17 protein-coding genes and 1 riboswitch are annotated in these 19,219 nt (G+C 50.1%); of the genes, 14 read left to right on the top strand and 3 right to left on the bottom strand.

Going from position 1 to position 19,219, the window contains the following annotated elements:
• The first annotated feature begins 1 nt into the window (after position 1).
• From larC to BLQ99_RS01770, 5 genes are all read left to right on the top strand, one after another.
• Entirely contained in the window at positions 2 to 1,192 is a 1,191-nt protein-coding gene (larC, locus tag BLQ99_RS01790; protein ID WP_093687548.1) for a nickel pincer cofactor biosynthesis protein LarC, read from the top strand.
• On the top strand, positions 1,189 to 2,118 hold the full coding sequence (rnhC, locus tag BLQ99_RS01785; protein ID WP_245690212.1) for a ribonuclease HIII: 930 nt from the start codon (positions 1,189 to 1,191) through the stop codon (positions 2,116 to 2,118). The genes larC and rnhC overlap by 4 nt, the downstream gene beginning before the upstream one ends.
• A 41-nt stretch (positions 2,119 to 2,159) precedes the next feature.
• Complete coding sequence (folE2, locus tag BLQ99_RS01780; protein WP_093687546.1) at positions 2,160 to 2,960, top strand: GTP cyclohydrolase FolE2; 801 nt, start codon at positions 2,160 to 2,162, stop codon at positions 2,958 to 2,960.
• Between the two features lie 97 nt (positions 2,961 to 3,057).
• Positions 3,058 to 5,043, top strand: a complete 1,986-nt coding sequence (locus tag BLQ99_RS01775; protein ID WP_093687544.1) for an N-6 DNA methylase family protein — start codon at positions 3,058 to 3,060, stop codon at positions 5,041 to 5,043.
• Positions 5,044 to 5,056: 13 nt separating this feature from the next.
• The gene (locus tag BLQ99_RS01770; protein WP_093687542.1) at positions 5,057 to 6,241 is read left to right on the top strand and encodes an aminotransferase-like domain-containing protein; all 1,185 of its coding nucleotides are present in this window, start codon (positions 5,057 to 5,059) and stop codon (positions 6,239 to 6,241) included.
• Between the two features lie 311 nt (positions 6,242 to 6,552).
• Here BLQ99_RS01770 and BLQ99_RS01765 read toward each other — a convergent pair whose 3' ends face one another.
• Positions 6,553 to 6,903, bottom strand: coding sequence for a hypothetical protein (locus tag BLQ99_RS01765; RefSeq protein ID WP_093687540.1), 351 nt, complete (start codon positions 6,901 to 6,903; stop codon positions 6,553 to 6,555).
• Between the two features lie 591 nt (positions 6,904 to 7,494).
• Here BLQ99_RS01765 and BLQ99_RS01755 point away from each other — a divergent pair.
• The 3 genes from BLQ99_RS01755 (at position 7,495) to BLQ99_RS01745 (ending at position 10,983) form a co-directional block, all read left to right on the top strand.
• Positions 7,495 to 8,460 (top strand): TAXI family TRAP transporter solute-binding subunit, encoded by a 966-nt coding sequence (locus BLQ99_RS01755; RefSeq protein ID WP_093687536.1) that lies wholly within the window; start codon positions 7,495 to 7,497, stop codon positions 8,458 to 8,460.
• Between the two features lie 113 nt (positions 8,461 to 8,573).
• A complete protein-coding gene (locus BLQ99_RS01750; RefSeq protein WP_143005855.1) occupies positions 8,574 to 9,014 on the top strand; it encodes a DUF1850 domain-containing protein in 441 nt (146 codons plus the stop codon).
• Complete coding sequence (locus tag BLQ99_RS01745) at positions 9,007 to 10,983, top strand: TRAP transporter permease (RefSeq protein WP_245690211.1); 1,977 nt, start codon at positions 9,007 to 9,009, stop codon at positions 10,981 to 10,983. The genes BLQ99_RS01750 and BLQ99_RS01745 overlap by 8 nt, the downstream gene beginning before the upstream one ends.
• A gap of 53 nt (positions 10,984 to 11,036) precedes the next feature.
• Here the strand turns inward: BLQ99_RS01745 and ldhH are convergent, their stop codons facing one another.
• Entirely contained in the window at positions 11,037 to 13,205 is a 2,169-nt protein-coding gene (gene ldhH / locus BLQ99_RS01740) for an L-lactate dehydrogenase (quinone) large subunit LdhH (protein ID WP_093687532.1), read from the bottom strand.
• Positions 13,205 to 13,819 (bottom strand): LutC/YkgG family protein, encoded by a 615-nt coding sequence (locus BLQ99_RS01735; protein ID WP_093687530.1) that lies wholly within the window; start codon positions 13,817 to 13,819, stop codon positions 13,205 to 13,207. The genes ldhH and BLQ99_RS01735 overlap by 1 nt, the downstream gene beginning before the upstream one ends.
• A gap of 248 nt (positions 13,820 to 14,067) precedes the next feature.
• Positions 14,068 to 14,242, top strand: a riboswitch (cobalamin riboswitch).
• Between the two features lie 86 nt (positions 14,243 to 14,328).
• On the opposite strand from BLQ99_RS01735, the gene cbiD reads away from it, so the two are divergent.
• The 6 genes from cbiD to BLQ99_RS01700 are packed head-to-tail and all read left to right on the top strand — an operon-like array spanning position 14,329 to position 19,213.
• Positions 14,329 to 15,429 carry a cobalt-precorrin-5B (C(1))-methyltransferase CbiD gene (gene cbiD / locus BLQ99_RS01725; RefSeq protein WP_093687527.1) on the top strand — a complete coding sequence of 367 codons (1,101 nt, stop codon included), beginning with the start codon at positions 14,329 to 14,331 and terminating at the stop codon, positions 15,427 to 15,429.
• The gene (gene cbiE / locus BLQ99_RS01720) at positions 15,414 to 16,040 is read left to right on the top strand and encodes a precorrin-6y C5,15-methyltransferase (decarboxylating) subunit CbiE (protein WP_093687525.1); all 627 of its coding nucleotides are present in this window, start codon (positions 15,414 to 15,416) and stop codon (positions 16,038 to 16,040) included. Before cbiD ends, cbiE begins: the two co-directional genes overlap by 16 nt.
• Positions 16,037 to 16,639 (top strand): precorrin-6Y C5,15-methyltransferase (decarboxylating) subunit CbiT, encoded by a 603-nt coding sequence (cbiT, locus tag BLQ99_RS01715; RefSeq protein WP_245690210.1) that lies wholly within the window; start codon positions 16,037 to 16,039, stop codon positions 16,637 to 16,639. Before cbiE ends, cbiT begins: the two co-directional genes overlap by 4 nt.
• Positions 16,623 to 17,387, top strand: a complete 765-nt coding sequence (gene cobI / locus BLQ99_RS01710) for a precorrin-2 C(20)-methyltransferase (RefSeq protein ID WP_093687521.1) — start codon at positions 16,623 to 16,625, stop codon at positions 17,385 to 17,387. The genes cbiT and cobI overlap by 17 nt, the downstream gene beginning before the upstream one ends.
• Positions 17,388 to 18,143, top strand: a complete 756-nt coding sequence (gene cobM, locus BLQ99_RS01705) for a precorrin-4 C(11)-methyltransferase (protein WP_093687519.1) — start codon at positions 17,388 to 17,390, stop codon at positions 18,141 to 18,143. It begins immediately after the preceding gene.
• Complete coding sequence (locus BLQ99_RS01700; protein ID WP_143005854.1) at positions 18,140 to 19,213, top strand: cobalt-precorrin 5A hydrolase; 1,074 nt, start codon at positions 18,140 to 18,142, stop codon at positions 19,211 to 19,213. The genes cobM and BLQ99_RS01700 overlap by 4 nt, the downstream gene beginning before the upstream one ends.
• The last annotated feature ends 6 nt before the right edge of the window (positions 19,214 to 19,219 follow it).

Genomic DNA, 19,219 nt, shown 5'->3' with positions numbered 1-19,219 from the left:
AATGACGGTAATTTATCTGGATTGTTTTGCCGGGGTTAGTGGCAATATGCTGCTCGGCGCATTGCTGGACGCAGGCTTGCCCGAGGAGCGGCTTCGCTCTGAACTGGCCAAACTGCCTATTGCCGGCTATGAACTGAGGGTGAAGCGGGTAGTAAAATGCGGGATCAGTGCCGTATACGTTGACGTGCAAACGGAGCACCATCACCATCATCACCGGCATCTGCTCGACATCCTGACAATTATTGATAACTCGACTTTGGACCAAAAGGTGAAAGAGGACAGCAAACGCGTATTTTGGCGCTTGGCCGAAGCAGAGGCCAAAGTACACGGAACTGCGGTCGATGCCATTCATTTCCACGAAGTGGGCGCGGTTGACGCTATCGTTGATATTGTTGGCGTCGTTTTCGGCCTGCATTATTTGGGTGTAGACAAAATATACACTTCAAAAATTCATGTGGGAAACGGCTTTATCCAGTGCAGTCACGGGCGGATGCCCGTCCCGGCGCCGGCTACGGCTGAGCTGCTGCGTGACATTCCCTTTTATTCCGGCGATGTGGCGAAAGAGCTGACGACACCTACCGGCGCGGCGCTAATCGCTACGTTGGGTGCCGGCTACGGTGGCATGCCCCAAGGTTTTGTCAGCGAAAAAATAGCTTATGGCGCCGGCACATGGGAGCTTGATATTCCCAATGTGGTGCGAATGTTTCTCGGGAAAATTAAACCAGAGACGGAACCGGCTTCGCTAATAATCATGGAAGCCAATATTGATGACCTAAATCCCCAGATTTACCACCATGTGATGAATGAATTATTGGCCAAAGGAGCCCTTGATGTGTGGCTGACCCCAATCATAATGAAAAAGGGACGCCCGGCTACCAAACTTTCGTTGCTAGTGGACAGAAAGCAACAGGACGCGGTGTTGGAAGTTCTGTTTACCGAGACTTCAACTCTCGGTGTGAGGTATTATCCGGTAGAACGCGAAACTGCGGAGCGTTGTTTTGCTACCGTTGAGCTCCCTTGGGGCCAGGTAGCGGTAAAAATTGGCTCATACAGGGGGCAAGTCTGCAATATAGCCCCGGAATATGAAGATTGTCTTCGTTTGGCCAGGCAGCAGCATATTCCGCTCAAAGATATCCAGCAGGCAGCTATAGCCAAAGCTAGTGAAAAAATAGCCAAAAAAGGTGAGCCATGAACAGTTTGGAAGAAACCCGCGCTGCATTGCAGCAGGCATTGGCGCTGGAAGAACTGTCTGTCGCGGACGAGCGAGTAATACCGTATGGTTTGCAAATAGTGGTGACAGATAACCGACACAAAACAGCCGTTAATATTTATAGCGGTAAAAAAGGTATTAGCATTACCGTCGGCGGTGCAGCTTCCCCGTTAAAAGACAGGGTCGAAAAAATTGCCAACGATCTCGTTTTCGGTCGGGCCGCGGACGGCAATCCACCGGGTTTTGAGGGGGTGCCGGATTTTGATAACCGCTGGATTGGCTCAGATGAGTCAGGTAAAGGCGATTTTTTTGGCCCGTTGGTTATTGCCGCGGTGATGGTGGACGTGGCTACGGCGGCAGCGCTTAGCGCCAGCGGCGTGCGTGACAGCAAATTGCTGAGCGACGAAAAGGTCAAGGCGCTGGCCCCGCGTATCCGTGAAATTTGTAATGGTCGGTTTGCTCAGGTCGAAATTACGCCGGCAAAATATAATGTTTTATATCAGCGATTTCGGGCGGAAGGGAAAAATTTAAATCACTTGCTGGCATGGGCCCATGCCAGCGCCATCGAAGAAGTGTTGACCCTCGCGCCCTGTCGCTTTGCTTTGGTGGACAAATTTGCTGACGAGAGCCTTATTCGTTCCCGGCTCTTTGTCAAAGGGCGGGAAATCACGCTGGTGCAGGCGCCAAAAGCCGAGAAAAACGTAGCCGTCGCCGCGGCTTCAATTTTGGCCCGGGAGCGATTTTTGCACTGGATTGAACTATTTCGGGAGCAGTATAAAATGGATTTCCCGAAAGGTGCGTCCGCGGCGGTGACCGATGCGGCACGGACCTTTGCCCAACGCTACGGTAAGAATTGCTTGAGTAATGTAGCGAAACTTCATTTTAAAACAGCGGATGAGTTGTATTGACCGGCCGCGTTGGAGAATATGACGGCTGAGGAGCGATTGGCATGAAAGATGTGCAAAATGCGGCGGATATGCGCGGCATAGCCATCCAAAAGGTCGGCGTAAGTGATGTTGACCTTCCCTTTCTCATCAAAACCAAAAACGGTAGTTTTCAGTCCGTATTGGCTAAAATAAAGCTAACGGTTGACCTGCCTAAAGAATATAAGGGTACGCATATGAGCCGGTTTATCGAAGTGTTAAATGAATGGAGTCAGAAACCTGTATCTTACCGGGAAATGGAGTACATTCTCGGCGATATAATGCACCGCCTTGATGCGCAGCGGGCTGATATTGATATTAACTTTAAATATTTCCTTGAAAAACGGGCGCCGATAAGCGGTTTAAAGAGTTATTTGGATTGTGATTGTCTTTTTTCCGGTACTTTACTGCGTGGCGCCCACCTCAAGTTTGTTCTCGGCTTAGCCGTGCCGTTTACTTCTCTTTGTCCGTGCAGCAAAGAAATATCCCAGTATGGCGCTCATAATCAACGGGGGTTAATGAAGGTAAAAATCAAGCACCGCCCAGGCCATTTCATTTGGATTGAAGATTTGGCAGCTTTGATGGAAGAGCAGGGAAGCTGCCCCGTCTATCCATTACTTAAGCGGGAAGATGAAAAGTATGTGACGGAAAGGGCTTATGAAAACCCCAAATTTGTCGAAGACGTACTCCGTGACCTCGTGCTTGCCTTACGACGCCTAAAAGGGGTAGAGTGGTTTGAGGTTGAGTGCGAAAACTATGAGTCGATTCATAACCATAATGCCTATGCGGCCCACCGGGAATTTGTTTCCGAAATAACCTCAAACTGAACGTTCACTTTAAGATTTATGACAGGAATTTTTTGGTGGAAACCGAATTCTATTTGACAAAGTTTACGACAAGGATGCCGACATGGGCTAAATAGGGATGATGGTAGATTGGAAGCGGTTCGACAAGGAATATGAGTTTGTGAAAAACGAGTTATCCCGGCAGGGTGTTCAGAGCACTGATGAATGGCTGCTAAAAGTAATGGCCTTTATCACCGGAGGGCAATCCGGGCCTGACGGCACATGGCGCCAGGCGCTGGTTATTCCTTCTGAGGAAAGGTTTTTAGGCCATGAAGGTGGCCAGCCAAACTATGAGCCGCAGCTGGGGGCGGCTACGCTGCAGGACTGGGTGAAGCAGGTTCGCAGTAAAGAGTTTTTTTTAGGCGAGATATATGAGAGAACGGCTATCGGCCGGCGGGCCCGGGGGCGCTATTATACTCCCGCGAAAATCATCGATTTTATTATGGCCTGGACGGTTGAGGCGTGCGTTATAACGCAGAATCCTTATGTCCGGGTGCTTGACCCCGCCTGCGGTTGTGGCAACTTCTTGGTAAAAGCCTATGACGTTTTGCGGCGGAAATTTTGCGATGCCCGGCCTATCCTGCAGATAAAATATCCCGAAGTTGACTGGTCAGACGATGGTATTCACCGGCATATTATTCGCTATAATCTGTGGGGCGCCGACATTGATGGTACCGCCGCCAAAATTGCCGCCTTAAGTTTGTTGCTGAAACGGCCGGGGGCTAGCCGCGACTTGGCCCCCAATATTAGGCAGTGCGACAGTTTGCGGCGACCGGATGATAATAGCTCGTCCAGCGATAAAATCTTTTGGGCGGCCGCTTATGATTATGTAGTCGGTAATCCGCCGTACCTTTCTTTTGGGCTTAGGGGCGGGCAGGTTCTTGATCCGGAATACGGCAAGTATTTACGACAGGCTTTCACCGCTTGCGCCGAGTATAAAATAAGCTACTATGCCCTTTTTATGCAACGCGGCATTGAACTGCTCAAGCCCGGTGGGCGGTTAGGCTTCATCGTTCCTGACAGTTTCTTGCTTGGGCGATATTTTTCCAAACTGCGGCGCTATCTTCTTGACAATACCGCCGTGAAGGCGATCGTCCACATCGCTGCCCCGGTATTTCACCAAGCAGCGCTCGGTTTCTCCGCTATCGGCATTTTTGAAAAAGAGCAGGATCAGCGCAAACGTGATGCTAACACTGTAAAAATATACTCCGTAAAAGATTTTGCCGAGCTTCCTTTGGTTAAAACATGTTGCCAGTATGAGCAGGATTACTTTAATCGGCAAGTGTTCTGCCGCTTCCGCCTCTTTTTTGATCTCGCGGCCAAAAAGCTAGTAGATAAACTCGATCGCGGCATATATCTAGGTAAATTTGCCGTTGGTCATACCGGTATTCGCGCGCTGGTGCGGCAGAAGGACATTGTTGCCCAAACGCGTCTGGGAGAAACATGGCGGCCCGGCCTTATCTCAGGCAGTCAAGTTATCCGTTTCGGCTTGAAATATAAAGGTCATTGGCTGAATATCGACCCTCGCCTGCTTTATAAAGGCGGATGGCGGGAGGAAGTGGTGCGGCAGCGCAAAATTTTGGTGCGCCAAACGGGCTATAATATTATTGCCTGCATTGACGAGCAAGGATATTATCATTTAAACAATATTCACAGCTTTGTTCTGAAGAATAATGAGGTTAGTCTGGAATATCTGCTGATGCTCCTAAATTCACGGCTCATGTCTTTTTACTATCATGTCACTACCCTCGAGTTCGGCCGGCCTATGGCCCAGACAGACATTGAAACGCTGGAACGGTTGCCTGTTCGTTTTACGCCGGAGGCAATCAGAGAAGCAAACGGCCTAGTTAGGAAGATGACAGATTGTCTTCAGCGCAGCGAGCAGGGGGACGGGATGGCCGGCAGAGAACAGGAACGTCTCGCTGCCCGGATGGATGAGCTTGTTTATCAAATTTACGGATTGACTGCCGAAGAAATCAATTGTGTGGAAGACTATGAACAGGCGCTTTTCTTGTCACGGCATAAAAGGCAGGGCAAGAAGGGCAGCCCCAATTCGATTAAGTAAGGATGTGGTTAGGATGAACATTAATTGGGCCGAACGGATGTCTTGTATGGAAAACCCGGCCGTGAAGGCCATTCTCGCAATTACTCAGCGCTCTGACGTAATTTCTTTCGCCGGGGGACTGCCATCTGCCCGCGCTTTTCCCGTGGAAGGCCTTGCGGCCGCGTTTGCAGCCGTTCTTAACGAGCAAGGAGCCGCTGCGCTGCAGTATGGAATTTCTGAGGGGTATGAGCCTTTGCGGGCTTGGGTGGCCGACCGCGCAGGACGCCAGGGAATCCGGTGCACCGCAGCCAATGTTCTCATTGGTAACGGCTCGCAACAAATAATCGATCTCATTGCCAGGACGATGCTCGACCCCGGCGACTATGTTGCTTTGGAAAATCCTACCTACTTGTCGGCCGTACAGGTTTTTAAAGGTGCGCAGGCAAGATTTCTCCCTATTCCGCTTGACCAGGAAGGTATGCGGGTAGATATACTGGCCGAACAAATCAAAAAGGTGCGTCCCAAATTCATCTATGTCAACCCCACCTTTCAAAACCCGACCGGAGTGACGATGACCGTGGAGCGACGGCGCCAATTGGCGCAATTGGCTGCAGAGCATGAAATTCCGGTTATTGAGGATAATCCTTATGGCGAACTGCGGTATAGCGGCGAGCCTTTACCGGCCGTCAAAAGTTTTCCCGGTGGCGACTGGGTAATCTATGCCGGCACAGTGTCTAAGATTGTGGCTCCGGGACTCAGGGTAGGCTGGGCGATTGCTTCGGAGACCATCGTCGATAAACTCGCGACGGCTAAACAGCTTACCGATGTCCTGACAAACTCTCTGACCCAACGGGCGCTGCACAGATTTGTGACCGAGCAGGAGTTGGACCAGCACATTGCCATGATTGTAAAGCAGTACCGGCAGCAGCGTGATGTTATGCTTGCGGCTATGGAGGAGCATTTTCCGTCCGGCGTTACGTGGACCGTTCCAGACGGAGGCATGTTTATTTGGGTAACATTGCCCGCAACCATTAATACTAATGATTTACTCCCTGTGGCAATAGAAGAGGAAAAAGTAGCTTATGTGCCCGGTACTCCGTTCCATGCCGATGATAGTGGGTATAATACTATGCGCCTTAATTTTTCTAACTCGACCCCTGATCTGATTCGAACCGGTGTGGCTCGTCTCGGTGCTCTTTTCAAGCGGCATCTGAAATAAAGTCGGCAGCACAAGGTCTGGAGATTAGGCTCCCAGGCTTTGTGCTGCCGAGCTGTTTTATTCACCCGTTTTCGTTTCTTCAGTCAGCATTTTTTTTGTAACCCATCGGTAGAAGACTTCGCCGCAACGCCCACAGCAATATTTATTCCAGCCGAGGATCAATCTTGAGCCGACTAGATGGGCCTTACCGCCGCAGGCATGTCGTATTGATGGGGACATATCCAATCCCTCCCGCAAAAAGCTTCCTAGTATAACTATATGCTTTTTCCGGAAAAGACTGAACGGGTCAAGACAGATTTGTGTCTAGCGAGTTACGCCGGACAAGAGGCAAACAGTATCTCGGCCGGGCTCGGGTAGAAGAATTGGCAAAACTCGGGGGAAAATTGTTCGCTGCAAAATTTGGCAAGCAAGAGTTCGGACAGTTCACTTTCGAATTCCACCAAAGTTGCGGGCGTTATTGACGCATCTTCAATCAATACCGTAAGGTACGGTTTCACAACGGGAGCGTCAGTAGGAACATCGTTACGGTCAAGGGGTATATGGGCAATAATTCGTATGGTTGCCAAATATTCGCCGGCAGCATCGGTTACTTTGCCCCGGTACATATTCAACCAGAGAGTGCGGGCGAGTTGCAACGTTAGTTTTTTGCCAGGCAATTCCATATAATTAATCATCCTCTCGCTGTTTATATATTTTAGATTATACCATCAGTCAACAGCGCGGCCAAACAAATACTTTTAAATGCTCCGCTGCCTTGTTTATTTCCCGCCGTTTTGGGCCATACTACCGATGCGATGCTATTTATGGAGGGAAGAGGTATTTGGAGTTCATTGTTTGGCTGACACGTCTTTTTCCGGAGATTAATGCAAGTTTGGCAGGCGTAATAAAAATTGCAGTTATTATCAGCTTATTTTTCGGATTTATGTCCAGTCCGGTTGTTACCTTACTCGGAATTGTCGTATGGCTAGCCCTCATGTTTCATGTTTTTAAACGACAGTTTTCCTAAAACCAGGGTACTTTATCAAGTACCTTGGTTTTTTAGTGTGCTCAAATATGTATTCAAAACACAATTAAGTTATTTTTATTAACAAATTTAAATTTTCTGATTAACTATAATCTGTAATAGCAGGAAAAAAATGCTAAAAGAGCGAAAAACCATAATATTATATTTGGTTGCCTTGGGCGGAAGGGAGGAGAGAAGGTAAGCAGAGCCCTTTGCGTTATTTTTGAAATCTTATTTTGGGAGGAAGATCATGAAAAAACTACTGGCAATTACGGTTATTTGTCTCCTGGTAATTGGTATGCTGGCAGGTTGCGGTAGCCAAGAAACTGCTAAGAAAACTACACAAATGATTTTAGCTACGGGCGGTACGGCCGGAACGTACTATCCGTTAGGCGGGGCAATGGCGCAAATTTTCAACACTAAAGTTCCCAATGTAAATGTGACGGCTCAATCTACCGGAGCTTCTGTTGAAAACCTCCGGTTGGTTAATAAGAAAGAAGCTGAACTAGCGATAGTTCAAAACGATATGATGGACTATGCTTACAACGGAAAAGAGGCTTTCAAAGAAAAGCTTCCTAATATTCGCGGTATTGCTGTTCTCTATCCGGAAATCATTCAAGTTGTCGTAGGCGCTGACAGTGGCATTAACAGTATCGCCGACTTCAAAGGCAAAAGAATTGGCGTAGGCGCTCCTGGCAGCGGCACGGAAGCAAATACCCGCCAATTGCTGGACGTTTATGGGCTCGACTATAAGGTCATGAACCCGCATTATCTGTCCTTCGCCGAATGTGCCGACCGGTTTAAAGATAAACAAATCGATGGCTTTATCTTCACGGCCGGCATTCCCAACTCGGCTGTTCAGGAAATTGCCAGCCAGCACAGCATCAAACTTGTGTCTATTCCGGACGACATGATCGCTAAATTGGTACAGAAGTATCCGTTCCTGACTGCGGTCACTATTCCGGCCAACACCTACAAGGGCCAAACCGAGCCGGTTAAAACCGTAGCCGTTCAAGCTACCCTTATTGTCAATCCCGATGTAAAAGAGGACATCGTGTATAACATTACCAAGGCGCTGTTTGAAAACCAAGCCGACTTGGCAAAGGCTCATGCCAAAGGAAAGGAACTTAGCCTGGAAAAAGCCGTGAAAGGTATGTCTATTCCGCTTCATCCCGGTGCGGCCAAGTATTACAAAGAAAAGGGTATAATTAAGTAATCGGAGGGCGACCGGGCAGGGTTTCTGCCCGGTCCTGCTTGCTACTTGTGCGTGCCGTACAAAAATGGGCATTTCTATTCGGCTGTATCCTGGTTGCAGCGGCGGTTTGGCCTTTGTTTCCCGCGTTAGTTATTACTGATGTTAAAGCTTCCAGACCGGTCATGTATATTCCTGTTCATGACGGGGAGGAGTTTGTTATTTCCTTCGTCCATTCGGTGAATAAGCGTCCCGTTTATGACCACATTCGCGTTAACGGCCAGTCTCTGACAATAGTTAAATCGCGTTATGATGCCTTTGGCGCCGGAATGCCGGAAACGGCCGTAGACGGCAAGACACTCACCATTAATCATGACGGAATGTTGGAACTGTCGGGAGTTAATTACACCTTGCCTGAAATCAAATTATTCGTCGGCACTGTATCGCAACATGCCCTTCATATCCAAAATAAGCGCATTTTACTTTCCAGTTTGGTGCAGCCTGGTGAGCCTTTACAATTCAAAGTAATGAAGGTTTCGTATTTACAAATGTGGAAAGGCAGGTGTCTTTATGACTGACCATGAAGTCAAAAAACATGCTGGTCCGCCGGAGCCGGAAGTGTCGGCCGTCGAGGTGGAAGAACTCTTAAAAAAAGTGGATAAGGAGTCTACTTATCGCAAATTGGAAGGTATTCCGCGCAAACTGGTCTTTTGGCTGGCTGTCGCGTTCTCTTGCTTTCACTTGTACACCGGCATTTTTGGTATGCTGGCGGCGCAACTTCAGCGCTCCATTCACCTGGCATTCGCTTTTGTTCTGGTCTTTCTTCTTTATCCGGCCCGTAAGACATCGTCTAATAAGGTAGGGATCATCGACTATATTACTGCCGTCGTCGCCGGCGCCGTAGGTATGTATATTACCTTCAATTATGAGCGGCTGATGACGGCGGCCGGCAATTATAGTCAGGCTGATTTAATTGTCGGCAGCCTAGGCGTGCTGTTTACTTTAGAAGCAGCTCGCCGTGTTGTCGGTCTTCCTATTGTTGTAATTGCCAGTTCTTTTCTAATTTACGCTTATGTCGGCGACTACCTGCCAGGATTTTTGTCTCACCGGGGTTATTCTATCGAACGCATTGTTACCCATATGTACTTTACAACCGAAGGTATTCTGGGTATTCCGCTCGGTGTATCAGCAACCTTCATTTTCCTGTTCCTGCTTTTTGGCGCTTTTCTTGAAAAAACCGGCATCGGCAAGTTTTTTGTTGACATTGCCAATGCCCTGGCCGGATGGGCGTCTGGCGGACCGGCGAAAGTGGCTGTTCTTACCAGCGGGCTACACGGCATGATTACTGGCAGCTCTGTCGCAAACTGCGTCACTTGCGGCACTTTCACTATTCCCATGATGAAAAAACTGGGTTATCGCCCTGAATTTGCCGGCGCCGTAGAAGCCGCCGCCTCTACCGGCGGACAAATTATGCCGCCGGTTATGGGGGCCGCTGCCTTTTTAATGGCAGAATTCACCGGCATCCCTTACATCGAGATAGCCAAGGCGGCGTTTATACCAGCCTGTTTATACTTCTTGGGTATCTGGATAGAAGTACATTTTGAGGCTAAACGGCTAGGCCTTAAGGGAATTGACCGCTCTGAATTGCCGCGGGTATGGACGGTCATGCGCGAACGGGGCCATTTGATCATTCCGCTCTTCGGGATTGTCTACTTCCTTATGAGTGGCTATACTCCGGCGCGGGCCGCCCTCGCCGCTATCGCGCTTTCTATTATTGTCGGGATGCTTAAGTCTGAAACGCGTATTAACTTCACCGATTTTCTTAATGCCTTAGAAGCAGGCGCGCGCAGTGCTTTAGGGGTCGCCATTGCCTGCGCGACGGCCGGCATTATTGTGGGTACTGTAACCTTGACAGGAGTCGGCCTTAAGTTAGCCAATGGCCTGGTAGCTTTAGCCGGAGGCAGTCTGCTTCTGACGATGGTGTTTACGATGATTGCGTCGTTGATCCTCGGGATGGGGGCACCGACCACGGCTAACTACGTAATTACCTCGACAATTGCGGCGCCTGCTCTCGTCGCATTGGGTGTACCGCTATTAGCGGCGCATATGTTTGTCTTTTACTTTGGCATTGTAGCCGATATTACCCCGCCGGTAGCGCTAGCGGCTTATGCTGGTTCCGGTATTGCCCGCTCCAATCCGTTCCGCACGGGGGTCATTGCGACCAAACTGGCCATTGCTGCCTTTATCATTCCCTACGTATTTGTTTACTCGCCGCAACTATTGTTAATCAAGTCCACGATTGCTGGTGTAGCCCTGAATTTTCTTACCGCCAGCATCGGTATGATTGGTGTCGGTGCAGCTATGATTGGCTATTTTATGGCCAATATGAACGTTATAGAGCGTATTTGGTTTCTCATTGGCGGGCTTATGCTGATTGATCCCGGTTCGACGACCGATATCATCGGTTTTGTCATGCTGGCGTCGGGGCTGTTTTTGCAGTGGCGCAAAAGCAAGGCAAATAAACGGGAATTTTCGGCAAGTGCATAAACCTAACGAAAAAAGTCTCCGCGGAAAGCGGAGACTTTTTTCAAGGCAATTAATTAATCTTGGATATTTTCAGCTAAGATGTCAGCAACGTGCTTAATTTGGATGGGGGAAGCTTGTTTATCGAGTCCGCCTTTTATCTGCATCATGCAGGCGGGACAAGCTACGGCTACGATTGAGGCGCCGGTATCCTTAATATTGTCTAATTTTTGTTTCAGTATCGGCATGGACAGTTCGGCGTGCTTTACGCCGAAAGCGCCCGCCATACCGCAACATTTATCGCAATCTTTCATCTCCACAAGTTCATGGCCGGCTGCCTCGATTAGTTTGCGGGGTTGTTCATAAATGCCTAAGCCCCGTTTCATATGACAAGAGTCATGGTAGGTAACTTTGGCGCCACCGGCGGCGGGGACAAGGCGCCCGGCTTTTTCATATTCTTCGGCGACAAAACTGGTAAATTCCCGGAACTTGGCCGCTAGTTTTTCGGCCCGTTCTTTCCACTCCGGTTCATCGGCTAGCAGACTAACATAGGCGTCATGCCAAGTTTCCGTACAGGTCGGGCAGGCAGCGAGGATTACATCGGCAGTTACCGCTTCAAATACTTCAATGTTTTTCTTGGCCATGCGCTTTGTTGTTTCTTGGTCGCCCATTCCTAATACGGGTTTACCGCAGCAACTTTGCTCTTGCGGGAAGATGACTTCCATATTGAGATCTTGTAATACCTTGTAAACCGATTCACCGGTCTCAGGGTAAACAAAGTCCAGGCTGCAGCCGCTGAAGAAGGCCACCCGTTTTGTAGGCCGCTCAATTTTTTTGGTAATTTTGGCAATGCGGTCGCGGAGCGGTACATCGGCAATGGCCGGCAGGCTACGGTCTTTCGTCAATCCCGTCAGGAACAAGGGTAGATGACGGATAAAATTACCCGACTTTACCGGTTTTTGCCCGATGGCGCCAAGGCGAAGCAGGGTGTGGAAAACTTTACGGTTGGCGAGAACTTTTTCAAACAGAGTGCGAACGGCCAGGGGAAGACCATGTTCTTTTACTGCTCGGGCCCGCAGTTCTTCAATCAAATCGGGAATATTAATTTTACCGGGACAGATGGTAGTGCATTTCCGGCAGCCAATGCACAGTTCGTTAATTTTCTCAAAATCGCCCATGCTGTTAAGAAAAGCCGTAAGGATGGCGCCGATACCGCCGGCATAGATGTGGCCGTACACGTGGCCGCCGACAAGCGTATACACCGGGCAGACGTTGAGACAGGAAGCGCAGCGGACGCATTGGTAAACTTCCTTAAACCGTTCATCTTTGGCAATTTGCAGTCGACCGTTATCAAACAGAATAATGTGAAGTTCCTTTTCTTCTTCTACCCATTTGCCGTCCTTGTTTACCATGATCGGCGTAGGGCCGGCTATCATGCTCATATAACTGGTCATTAATTGAGCGGTGGCGTTACGCGGCAGGGTGCGGAGGATTGGCACCGCATCTTTTATTGTTGGAATGAGTTTTTCGTAGCCAATAATGACGACATGGATCCGGGGCAGACTGGTAACGAGACGGGCATTGCCTTCGTTGGTGACAAGGCCAATGGCGCCATTTTCGGCGATGCCAAAGTTAGCTCCCGAAATGCCCATATCGGCCTGCAGAAATTCCTCGCGGAGCGTCTGCCGTGCCGCCTGAACCATAAAGGGTATGTCATCGGGAATATCTTGCTTAAGTTCTTTGGAAAAGTATTCGGCCACTTGCTGGCGGTTAAGGTGAATGGCCGGCATTACCATGTGGGATGGTTTGTGTCCGGCCAGGGCAATAATCCACTCCCCCAGGTCGGTTTCGCGAACATGAATGCCGGCGGCTTCAAGGTCGTGGTTAAGGTGAATTTCTTCCGAGGCCATGGATTTAGATTTAACAATCCGCTTAACCCCTTTTTCCCGGCACAGATTTAAAAGATACTCTTTCAGGGAGGCGCCATCTTTGGCCCGAAAAACTTTGGCCCCCCGTTTGGTCGCCTCGGCCGCAAAGCGGTCAGCCACCGCTTCAATCTGGGCTACCGTCTGTTGTTTAATTTGCCGTATGCTTTCCCTTAGCGCTTCAAAATCTTCCACATTCTCATAAGCTTTGGCCCGGGCCGTAGGATAGGCCTCGGCAAACCGTCCCAGGGCGCCGCGCAGTACCTCATCCTGCAGTTTTTCGTGGATTTCTTTGCGGATATTGCGGTCGCTCTTTTGCATTATGATTCACCTCCGGTAATTTCTTCGTCGACGGCAATAATGACAAACCGGCTCGGGCCGTGAACTCCAATGGTCAGTACGCGTTCAATGTCGGCGGTACGGCTGGGGCCAGTAATTAAGCTAATATAACCTCGCTCAAAAACTTGGGAAAAAATTTCAAAGGCAGCGGCAATATCCGGCACTATATTATTGCTATTCATAAACACAACATGGATCGGAGGCAGGGTGGAAACGAGACGGCTTTCGATCGAGTAAGCGTCCAGGCAGACGCTGCCTGTTTCGGCAACGCCAAACTCTACGCCCGAGATGCCAATATCGGCTGTCGCGGCATTAGCGGCAATGTCAGCGGGAGTAGAGTGCAGCTCTGTTCCTAATTCTTGGATGGCTTGATGGATATTGGCCGCCCGCTGGAGTGGACATTCGACGGCCACTACTTTTTTAGCACCTGAGTGTTTAATAAGATTAACAATAGCGTTTTTCGCTTCAGCCAGCGTTTTTACCCGGATTACTTCTGCCGCGGCATTCTTGGCCCGCATTTCAAATTCAGGAAAGAATTCTAATCCCATACGGCCTTTTGGGAAAGCTTGGTTCCAGTTAGTACATACCCTTTTCATCTGTTCACTCCCTTGTCTTGTGAAAGGATACAAAATTGCCTTTATTTATTCGAAAGAGCAGAGACTAATTCCTTGCAGCAGCGAGTAAAAAAGATAAAAAACCATTAAAATATTCAGTGATTTCACATAATTTTACCAAGGTTTTTTTGGTGGACTGAAAATTTAAATTTCGGGTTCCGTGCCATATAAGAAGGAATAAGGTTATAAGGGTGGAATATAAGAGCATAATAATGGCAATATTACCAATTTCATATGACAAGGGAATAGGTGCCTTGCGGCTTAATAGGGAAGTCCGGTGAAAAACCGGCACGGTCCCGCCACTGTAATGGGGAGTCTGGCTGCGTTATGCCACTGGAGCAATCTGGGAAGGTGCGGCTAGCAATGAACCAGAGTCAGGAGACCTGCCTATTCTAACACACACCGTTATGACCTACGGAAGATAGGCAGGTGGGTAATATAAGCATATCTGTTTGTTTATAGTTACCTCCTGCCTGCAGGAGGTTTTTTTATTGGCGCAACAATTACGTTCCGGCATTACGACAGGGGCCTGTGCGGCAGCGGCGGCCAAAGCGGCCGTATTAGCCTGGCGCGGCATGTTTCCGGCGAAGGTCGAGGTAATATCGCCGCAAGGCCGGGTTATTACGGTGCCGGTGGCGGAGGCGGCGGCCGCCGACGACGGGGGAAGGGCCGCGATAGTAAAAGATGCCGGCGATGATCCGGATATTACGAATGGAGCGATAATTCGGGCCAGTGTTAAAATTGCCCCTTCTTTACCGGAGATTGTCCTCCAGGCCGGTGAAGGGGTAGGAATAGTAACTAAACCAGGTTTGGCCGTACCGGTAGGGCAGCCGGCGATTAATCCGGGACCGCGCGCCATGATTATCCGGGCGGTGCGGGAGGTATTGCCCGAGTGCGGCGCGGTTGTCACTATCTCTGTTCCTGGCGGCGAGCAATTAGCCGCCAGGACGCTTAATCCCTATCTAGGGATTATGGGCGGCCTGTCGATCATTGGCACAACCGGTATTGTTAAACCAATGTCCGAAGAGGCTTTCAAAAATTCGCTTACGCCCCAAATTAGCGTAGTAAAGGCGTTAGGCTATGACAGTATTGTTTTCGTTCCCGGCAAGATGGGGCAGGATTATGCCGTTAAACGTTATAGTCTTCCGGGTGATGCGGTAGTACAGACCAGCAACTTTATCGGTCACATGCTGGAAAGCGCGGTGAGTCATGGCTTAAGACAGGTTTTGCTCATGGGTCATCTCGGCAAGATCGTCAAAGTGGCGGCCGGTATCTTTCATACCCATAACCGGGTAGCCGATGGGCGGCTGGAAACCATTGCCGCCTATTTGGCGGCAGAAGAGGCGTCGGCTGCGGTGGTTAGGGAAATTCTCGCCTGTAATACGGCCGAAGCGGCTGTTAGCATCATTGAAAACGGCGGGTTTACGTCCGTGTATCGGGTACTCGCCGAACGGGCAAGTACCCGCGCCCAGCGATACGTTTTCGGCGAATTAACAGTGGGAACGGTAATTCTTACGCTGAAAGGCGAAATGCTGGGGCTGGACAATAACGCACGCAAGATAGGAGGCGCTTTAGGGTGGAATATAAAATAATCGTCGTCGGTATCGGCCCGGGATCGCCCGACTATTTGCCGCCGGTGGCCAAAAGAATGATTGACGGCGCCAAAGTAGTGGTGGGGAGCAGGCGGGCGCTGGCCGCTTTTGCGCCGCCAACGGCCCGGACATGGATAATTGATAAGGATATTGAAAGGACAATCACCTATATCCGCGCCGAGCTTGACCGGTGCGATGTCGTCGTGATGGTGTCGGGTGACCCTGGGTTTTACAGTTTGCTTGCGGTACTGCGCCAGGCTTTCGGCGCGGAAAGGCTAACGGTAATTCCCGGCATTAGTTCGGTTCAACTGGCCTTTGCGAGAATAGCCGACATTTGGCAAGATGCCATTTTAACCAGCCTGCATGGACGGCAGGCGCCTGCCGAAACATTGCGCTACACTCCCGGCAAAAAATTGGGGATTTTGACAGATGCGGAGCACAGTCCGGCTTATATTGCGAGTTTGCTAACTGACCACGGTTGGCCGGCGACAGCGACGGTACATCTCTGTGCTAATTTATCTTATGAGGATGAAAAAATCGTCAGGCTTAGCCTGGCAGAAGCAAAGCTAATCGCAAGTTTTACCCAATGTGTAATGGTGGTGGCGGCGTGAAGCGTTATTTTCCAGGCATTGCCGACGAAGCGTTTATACGGGGCGATGTGCCCATGACCAAGCAGGAAGTGCGTATTGTCGCCTTGGCAAAAGCGAAAATTGCCAATGGCGATACGGTTATTGACATCGGGGCAGGCACAGGTTCCCTGAGTGTGGAAGCGGCCTTTCAAGCTAAAGAAGGACGGGTATTCGCGATTGAACGGGATAGGAATGGAGTTGACCTAATCGGGCAAAATGCCCGCCGCTTCGAACGGGAGAATATTATGGTTATTCAGGGAAACGCCCCTGAGGCTATGGTTGGGCTGCCGCCGGCCGATGTTATATTTGTCGGTGGTAGCGGCGGTAAGCTGCCGGCAATACTACAGCGGAGTGACTGTCTGCTGCGGCCGGGCGGGCGGTTGGTTATTATGGCCGTGACTGTCGAAACGCTTTACGGCGCTCTTCATTTTTTGCGCGAAAAACCGAATTATACAACCGAAGCCTGTGGGGTGCAGGTCACGCGTATCCGTTCTGCAGGAGCCGCCAATATGTTTCAAGCTCTAAATCCCGTCTATATTATTGCGGGAACAAAAGGAGGAGACCATGAACATACGACCTAGTTCTACGGAGGTTCATAGGCCGGCTGCAGCCGCTAAACAACTGGGCAAACTTTTCGGTATCGGGGTGGGGCCGGGAGCGCCTGACCTGCTCACGCTTCGGGCAATAGAAATTTTAAAATCCATTGATGTTGTATGCATTCCCCGTTCCAAGGCAGATAACGATAGTCTCGCCTTGACGGTCGCCGGCAAATATATACCGGCCACGGCGGAAATTATGGAAGTGGCCACGCCAATGACGCGGGACCGGCAAGTGCTTGAAGCCGAATGGCAACGCGGAGCGGAAAAAATTGCCGCAAAACTGACTGAAGGTTTGAACGTAGCTTTTATAACGATCGGGGATGCCATGCTGTTCAGTACTTACACATATTTGCTTAAAAAGGTATGCCGGTTACTGCCTGGCATTGAGGTCGAGAGTGTACCTGGCATTACGTCCTTTGCTGCGGCCGCGGCGCACTTAAATACTGCCTTAGCCGAGGGCAATGAAAAGCTGGCCATAATACCGGCTGTCGACGATCCAGGGCAATTACGGGAAGTTTTACGGCTTTTTCCTAATGCTGTTCTGATGAAAGTGGCTGGCCAGTATAACGAAATTGTGGACGTGCTGACTGATATGGGACTAAAGGACAAAGCCGTATATATCAGTCGGCTGGGTTATCCCGACCAGTTTGTTACTGATAACCTGGATAGCATGAGACAGGAAAAACGAGACTATTTATCTTTAATTCTGGTGAAGCAGGGAGGTTTGTAAATGAAGGTTTATATTGTCGGCGCCGGGCCGGGTGATCCGGAACTCATTACCGTTAAGGGTCGCCGGTTGCTTGCCGAAGCTGATGTTATTATCTACGCCGGTTCCTTAGTAAACCCTGCCCTGCTGCAGGATGCGAAAGCGGGAGCTCAAATCCATAACAGCGCATCCATGACTTTGGATGAAGTCATCGCGGTCATGGAAGAAGCGATAGCGACAGGCAAGAAAGTAGTGCGGCTTCACACGGGCGACCCGAGTATCTATGGCGCCATTCAAGAACAGATGGACGCACTAGCGGCAAAGGGTATCGAGTATGAAGTAGTGCCTGGCGTGAGCTCTTTCCTGGCCGCGGCGGCCGCTTTAAAACAGGAGTATACGCTGCCTGAAGTCAGCCAAACGGTGATTATCACCCGGTTGGAAGGAAGAACCCCGGTGCCGGCCAAGGAAAAATTGGCGAGTCTTGCCAGTCATAACGCAACCATGTGCATTTTTTTAAGTGTTCATATGTTGGAAGTGGTAGTGGCCGAACTTATTGCCGGCGGTTATCCGCCAGAAACGCCAGTAGCTATCGTGCAAAAGGCGTCCTGGCCCGAGGAGAAGATTTTGCGGGGAACGCTGGCTACGATTGCTCCAATTGCGACCGAGGCGGGAGTTGACCGCACGGCCATGATTGTGGTCGGGAAATGCCTTGATGGCAAGTACGCTTTGTCCCGACTCTATTCGCCTGATTTTGGGCATATGTACCGGGAGGCAAAATGAAACTCGCGATTATTTCCGTAACGAACAAAGGGGCTCGTTTGGCCGAAAAGTTAGCTAACGCCTTGGGTCATCCCGCCGACGTCTATGCAAAAGCCTGTCGCAATCCGCAGGGGTTCCCGCAGGTTTACGAGTGTCTGCGCGACCTTGTGGATAAGGTTTTTCACCGGTACGACGGATTGATTTTCATTATGGCTACCGGGATTGTCGTCCGTGTGCTGGCCCCCCATATCCACGATAAGCGGTTCGACCCGGCGGTTGTCGTAGTTGACGAAGCTGGCGAATACGCCATCAGTTTATTGTCTGGCCATATTGGCGGCGCCAATGATCTTGCTAGGGAGGTAGCCAGTACTATCGGCGCCAGGCCGGTCATTACAACGGCGACCGATGTGGCCAATCTGCCGGCTGCTGACGTTTTAGCCGTCAAATTAGATTTAACTATTGAACCATTTGAGCAGCTTAAGCACATTAATGCCGCGATTGTCAACGGTGAACAGGTCGCCTTTTTTATCGACCAGGATCTCGCCAATGCCAGCCATTATATCCACTTGGCGGCAGAGATGGGGGTAGTCTTGCGGAACATGGGCGAACTGGTTCATACCGATAACTATGACGCGGCCGTAGTCATCACCGACAAGGAGCTGTATATGGTAAAGCCCCATGTCTATCTCCGGCCGGCGACGCTGGCGGTAGGCATTGGCTGCCGTAGGGGAACGCCCAGTGCCGAAATTTTGACGGCCCTCGGCGATGCCTGCCGCAAAATCGGCCGGAGCATGAAAAGCATTGCGGTTATTGCCAGCTCAGTTGTCAAACAGGATGAGGTGGGCCTGCTCGCGGCCGTGCAGCAGCTCGAGGTGCCATACGAATTTTTCACCAATGAGCAATTACAGCAGTGTATCGAAAACCACGGATTGGCAATATCAAAATTTGTAGAAGAAAAGATTGGAGTGGGGAATGTATGCGAACCGGCGGCGCTGTGCGGGGGGCAGACGCAAACGCTTTTATTGCCCAAAACTGTATATCCCAATGTAACAGTGGCCATCGCCGAGGTCAAATATCGGTGGTGGGAATAGGTCCCG

Source organism: Sporolituus thermophilus DSM 23256 (assembly GCF_900102435.1).
GTDB lineage: Bacteria > Bacillota > Negativicutes > Sporomusales > Thermosinaceae > Thermosinus > Thermosinus thermophilus.
Note: the sequence above shows the minus strand (reverse complement) of the source record. Positions and strands in the feature narration are given on the sequence as shown.